The sequence below is a fragment of the Rhodococcus sp. R1101 genome, from assembly GCF_000278445.1.
GTDB lineage: Bacteria > Actinomycetota > Actinomycetes > Mycobacteriales > Mycobacteriaceae > Rhodococcus > Rhodococcus gordoniae.
Genome location: NZ_AJVB01000243.1, coordinates 1 through 5,739 on the forward strand (window position 1 = coordinate 1; position 5,739 = coordinate 5,739).

Below are 5,739 nucleotides of genomic sequence, written 5' to 3' on the forward strand. Positions count from 1 at the left end.
CCTCGATCCGGTCTCGCGTGAGCAGGTGCTCGACGCTCTGCGCAGCTACGAGGGCGCCGTCGTGCTGGTCACTCACGATCCGGGCGCGGCCGAGGCGCTCGATCCCGAACGGGTGATCCTGCTTCCCGACGGAACCGAGGACCACTGGTCCCAGGAATACCTCGAACTCATCCAGCTCGCCTGATCGGCTCCGCTGGTCCGATCTACGTCCGCGCAACCGGGCGGTCCTCTAGCCTGGGAAAGGGACCTTTGGCGAGGGCGCAGGGAGGATCCGATGGCGCGAAATTCCGGTGGTGGAGAGACGACCTACGCGAAGGGAGCCCGGGTTACGGGGGAATCGCGGGACCGCTTGCAGGAGGATCTGAAGCGCCGCTACGAGGAGGGTGCGAGCATTCGGACGCTCGCGCAGGAAACCGGTCGATCCTACGGTTTCGTCCACAACGTTCTCGTGGAGTCGCAGGTACGGCTGCGGGGCCGTGGCGGGCCGAACCGCCGCAGGGCGGCAGCGGGCGACGAGACGGGCTGAGCAGGCGACACCGCGCGTCAGTCGCGTCGGCGCACCGATTCCTCGACGAGATCGAGGACCGCGACGAGATCCTGTTCGGCGTGCCCTGAGGCGAGGCGGGCGACGAGACCGTCGAGGACGAGGTCGAGATATCCGAGGAGAACTTCGGTCGGCACATCGTCGCGGAGCCTGCCCGCTTCGCGCTGTCGTTCGAGACGACCCACGGTGGCCTCGGTCAGTTCCGCGGAATGCTGCGTCCATGCCTTCGCGAACTCGGGATCGGTACGCAGGCGGCGGGTGATCTCGAGTCGGGTTCCCAGCCAGTCGAACTGGTCGGGCGTGGACAGCATGTCGCGCATGACCTGCACGAGACCCTCGTTGGCGGCGACGTCCGCCATGCGCCGTGCGTCCTCCTGCGCGAGCGCGAGGAACAGGCCGTCCTTGTCCTTGAAATGGTGGAAGATCGCGCCGCGGGACAGGCCCGTGGCATCTTCGAGCAGTCGCACGGTCGCGCCTTCGTAACCGTATTCGGCGAAGCAGCGACGGGCACCGTCGAGGATCTGCCTGCGCCGCGCGGCGAGATGGTCCTCACTGACCTTGGGCACGCGCCACTTCCTTTCCGCTCGAGGAGACGGCGGGCCCGAGACGAGTCTCGTCCCGGGCCCGCCGCTTCACACAGGTGTGACCGATCGGGTCACGTGCAGTGCTCTCTAGCCGCGGATCATGTTCCGCAGCACGTACTGCAGGATGCCGCCGTTGCGGTAGTAATCCGCTTCGCCCGGGGTGTCGATGCGGACCACGGCGTCGAAGGTGACCTTCTCGCCGTCCTCCTTGGTCGCCGTGACCTTGACGGTCTTCGGCGTGACGCCCTCGTTGAGCTTCTCGATGCCCTCGATGTCGAAGACCTCGGTGCCGGTCAGGCCCAGGGACTTGGCCGACTCGCCCGCCGGGAACTGCAGCGGGATGACGCCCATGCCGATGAGGTTCGAGCGGTGGATGCGCTCGAACGACTCGGTGATGACGGCCTTGACGCCGAGCAGGCGGGTGCCCTTGGCGGCCCAGTCACGCGAGGAACCCGAACCGTACTCCTTGCCACCGAGGACGACCAGCGGGATTCCGGCCTCCTGGTAGTTCTGCGAGGCGTCGTAGATGAACGCCTGCGGAGCACCGTCCTGGGTGAAGTCGCGGGTGTAACCACCGGAGACACCGTCGAGCAGCTGATTCTGCAGACGGATGTTCGCGAAGGTACCGCGGACCATCACCTCGTGGTTGCCGCGACGCGAACCGAGCGAGTTGTAGTCCTTGCGCTCGACACCGTGGGCGTCGAGGTACTGCGCGGCCGGGGTACCCGGCTTGATGGGCCCGGCCGGGCTGATGTGGTCGGTGGTCACCGAATCGCCGAGCAGCGCGAGCACACGCGCACCCTTGATGTCGGAGACCGCATCCGGATCCATCGTCATGCCGTCGAAGTACGGAGCCTTGCGGACGTACGTCGAGTTCTCGTCCCACGCGAAGGTGTCACCCTCGGGGGTCTCGAGGTTCTGCCAGCGCTCGTCGCCCTTGAAGACGTCGGCGTAGGACTTGCGGAACATGTCCTGGCTGATCGCCGACTTGATGGTGTCGTCGATCTCCTGGGCGGAGGGCCAGATGTCCTTCAGGAAGACGTCGTTGCCGTCGGTGTCCTTGCCCAGGGCGTCGGTCTCGAAGTCGAAGTCCATCGTGCCCGCGAGCGCGTACGCGATGACCAGCGGCGGCGAGGCCAGGTAGTTCATCTTCACGTCGGGGGAGATGCGACCCTCGAAGTTGCGGTTGCCGGAGAGCACCGCGGTGACCGAGAGGTCGTTGTCGTTGACGGCCTTCGAGATCTCCTCGGGCAGCGGGCCGGTGTTACCGATGCACGTGGTGCAACCGAAACCGCCGAGGTAGAAGCCGAGCTTCTCGAGATACGGCCACAGACCGGCCTTCTCGTAGTAGTCGTTGACGACCTGCGAACCCGGAGCCATGTTGGTCTTGACCCACGGCTTGGTGGACAGGCCCTTCTCGACCGCGTTGCGGGCGAGCAGTGCGGCACCGAGCATGACCGACGGGTTGGAGGTGTTGGTGCAGGAGGTGATGCCCGCAACTACGACCGCGCCGTGGTCGAGGACGAACTCGCCGCGCTCCTCCGAGACGACCTTGACCGGCTTCGACGGACGGCCGTGGGCCCCGTTGGCAGCCGAGTGGACGTCGACGGCACCGTCGTCGGCGAAGGACAGCACGGCCGGGTCGGACGCCGGGAAGGACTCTTCGACGGCCTCGTCGAGCTTGCTGTGCTCGGCCGGGAGGTTCTCCTCCACGTAGTTGTGGATGTCCTTGCGGAAGGCGACCTTCGACTCGGACAGCAGGATGCGGTCCTGCGGGCGCTTCGGGCCGGCGATCGACGGGACGACCGTCGACAGGTCGAGCTCGAGGTACTCGGAGAACTCGGGCTCGCGGCTCGGATCGTGCCACAGGCCCTGTTCCTTGGCGTACGCCTCGACGAGAGCGAGCTGCTCGTCGCTGCGGCCGGTCAGGCGCAGGTAGTTGATGGTCTCGCCGTCGATCGGGAAGATCGCTGCGGTGGAACCGAACTCGGGGCTCATGTTGCCGAGGGTCGCGCGGTTGGCGAGGGGGACCTCGGCCACGCCGGCGCCGTAGAACTCGACGAACTTGCCGACGACACCGTGCTTACGGAGCATGTCGGTGACGGTGAGCACGACGTCGGTGGCGGTCACGCCGGGCTGGATCTCACCGGTGAGCTTGAAGCCGACCACGCGCGGGATCAGCATGGAGACCGGCTGGCCGAGCATGGCGGCCTCGGCCTCGATGCCGCCGACGCCCCAGCCGAGCACGCCGAGACCGTTGACCATCGTGGTGTGCGAGTCGGTGCCGACGCAGGTGTCGGGGTAGGCCTGCCCGTTGCGGACCATGACGGTCGGGGCGAGGTACTCGATGTTGACCTGGTGCACGATGCCCATGCCCGGCGGGACGACGCGGAAGTCGTCGAAGGCGCCCTGGCCCCAGCGGAGGAACTGGTAGCGCTCGCCGTTGCGCTCGTACTCGAGGTCGACGTTGCGCTCGAGGGCGTCGGCGCGACCGAAGTAGTCGAGGATCACCGAGTGGTCGATGACCATGTCGGCGGGGGAGAGGGGGTTGACCTTGTTCGGGTCGCCGCCCAGGGTGGTGACGGCCTCACGCATGGTCGCGAGGTCGACGACACAGGGGACGCCCGTGAAGTCCTGCATGATCACGCGGGCGGGCGTGAACTGGATCTCGATGCTCGGGTCGGCGGAGGGATCCCAGTCGGCGATGGCCCGGATGTGATCGGCCGTGATGTTGGCACCGTCCTCGGTGCGCAGCAGGTTCTCGGCCAGGACCTTCAAAGAGTAAGGAAGTTTCTCGGTGCCGGGGACGGCCGACAGGCGGAAGATCTCGTACGAGTTGTCTCCGACCTGCAGCGAACCCTTGGCGCCGAACGAATCACTACTGGTGCTCACGTCAGCTCCACTCGTCGTTTCGGCTGGCCGCCGACGGGGCTGTGTCGACGGCTGAAGCGAGGCACACGACTTCCGCCCACGGCCCGTGGCCCGGATGCAGAATGTCGTGGCGTCTCGCACTCGATTCTAACAGTACGCTTGTCCTGTATTGAACCGAAGCCGGGGTTTGCCGTGCCGTCGCGGGGCGTCACGGGTATCGGTCCTGTTCGCGACGAGTGCTGCGAGCCGCCGTCGCGCGATCGCGTAGTGTTCTGCACTGCCGCACGGGTGTGGCGCTTCGTGTCGTTTCCGAGCGGCCGGACCGCCGGATCGCCCGGACTTTGTTCAGTACCACCGGAGAGAGATGTCTGCGCCACTGCTTCGTATACCGGGCCCTGCGCTCACGGATCTGCCTGCCGGGGTTTCCGTCGACAAAGTGCTCGCCGATCTTGCCGACGATCAGGTTGCGGCACCGTCGCAGTACGTCGACGATCTCGTCGCAGAGGTGCAGCGCGCGCACGAGAACGGGATCGACCTGAGTGTGGTCGTACTCGACCGGGACCCGCGTATGGATTCGCAGCTTCGCGACCTCGCGACGGAGGTGGGGGCCGAGGACGGCGGGACCGTGCTGGTCCTCAGCCCCGGCTGGGTCGGGACGTTCAGCGCGGATCTCGACCGGGTCACCCTCGAGGCGGCCCAGGACCGCACCTACACCGGCGATCCGGTGGTGTCCACGCGCAACTTCGTCGATTCGGTGCTCGAGCCGTCGCCCCCCTGGACACTGATGACATTGCTGATCGTCGCCGTCGTCGCTCTTGCGGCCGGTGCGACCTTCCTGGTGAAGCGGCGCCGGACGGATGGTGACCAGACCGTTGCCGGAGGTAACGGAGTGTCATCGCCCGACGCCTCCTGACGTCTCTTTCCCGTCACCACCGCGGGGTTATCCGGGCCGCCCGTCCGACGATTCCGCCGAGATCCGGCAGATGATGCCGTCCGGTGTCCTCACGGTGTTCTTCGAGCGATCTTCGTGACTGTCATGCGACATACCCCTGTGGTGTCGTACGGTTCTCATGACGCTCTTGGGGAAGGTGTGTCACAACCCGGTTCGTGGGGACGCTGTCCACAGCCGGTGTACGACTGCAGCGTGTGAGCCATGGGGTACCCACGGCTGACCGATGCTGCCTGCCTTCCTCGGGTCGTCCGGCCGGATGCCTTGGCCACCAGGTGCGATCGAGGGAGACGCAAGTGAGACGGTTCGGTATCCACGGGGGGATTCCGCGACGGTCGGGGCCGGACGGTGCCGGCCGGGCGCTCACCGCAGGCCGTCGGCCCGACAGTCCGACGCCCCGCCGTACCCCGCGGGCGCGCACCGGCACGCTGCTCGCCGGTTTGGGACTGATCACAGCCGTACTCCTCACCGTCTCCACGACGGCCTCCGCTGCGCCCCCTCCGCCGCCGAACCCGTCCGACGCGGAGATCGATCGCGCAGGAGCGGCCGTGGCGGCCAATATCGATCGGGTCGGGCAACTGATCGTCCGGATCGCCGACGCCGATCAGCAACTCGCCGAGCTCGACGCGCAGGTCGCGATCCGCCGCGAGGATGTCAACCGGGCCCTTGTCGACCTGCAGAACGCGCGCGATGCGGCAGATCTCGCCGAACGGGTGGTCGCGGATTCCCGTCGTGCACTCGACGACGCCGCCGATCGGATCGCCGCCGCGCAGCAGAACTTCGACGCGTTC

4 protein-coding genes and 2 pseudogenes are annotated in these 5,739 nt (G+C 67.1%); 4 read left to right on the forward strand and 2 right to left on the reverse strand.

The window, feature by feature from the left end; all coding sequences use genetic code 11:
* A pseudogene (locus R1101_RS26915) lies at positions 1-184 on the forward strand (ABC transporter ATP-binding protein); the annotation flags it as partial.
* Positions 185-274: 90 nt separating this feature from the next.
* Positions 275-526, forward strand: coding sequence for a helix-turn-helix domain-containing protein (locus tag R1101_RS0114905; protein ID WP_026003301.1), 252 nt, complete (start codon positions 275-277; stop codon positions 524-526).
* A gap of 17 nt (positions 527-543) precedes the next feature.
* On the opposite strand, the gene R1101_RS0114910 is transcribed toward R1101_RS0114905, so the two are convergent.
* Entirely contained in the window at positions 544-1,110 is a 567-nt protein-coding gene (locus R1101_RS0114910) for a TetR/AcrR family transcriptional regulator (RefSeq protein ID WP_016934200.1), read from the reverse strand.
* A gap of 105 nt (positions 1,111-1,215) precedes the next feature.
* Positions 1,216-4,020 carry an aconitate hydratase AcnA gene (gene acnA / locus R1101_RS0114915; protein ID WP_016934201.1) on the reverse strand — a complete coding sequence of 935 codons (2,805 nt, stop codon included), beginning with the start codon at positions 4,018-4,020 and terminating at the stop codon, positions 1,216-1,218.
* Between the two features lie 343 nt (positions 4,021-4,363).
* Between acnA and R1101_RS0114920 the strand changes: the two genes are divergently transcribed.
* Positions 4,364-4,912 carry an Rv1476 family membrane protein gene (locus R1101_RS0114920; protein ID WP_232284762.1) on the forward strand — a complete coding sequence of 183 codons (549 nt, stop codon included), beginning with the start codon at positions 4,364-4,366 and terminating at the stop codon, positions 4,910-4,912.
* A 332-nt stretch (positions 4,913-5,244) separates the two neighbouring features.
* Positions 5,245-5,739, forward strand: a pseudogene (locus R1101_RS26920) (NlpC/P60 family protein); the annotation flags it as partial.

Coding starts and splice junctions, on each gene's coding strand:
- R1101_RS0114905 (WP_026003301.1), top strand. CDS start 275: ATGGCGCGAAATTCCGGTGGTGGAGAGACGACCTACGCGAAGGGAGCC.
- R1101_RS0114920 (WP_232284762.1), top strand. CDS start 4,364: ATGTCTGCGCCACTGCTTCGTATACCGGGCCCTGCGCTCACGGATCTG.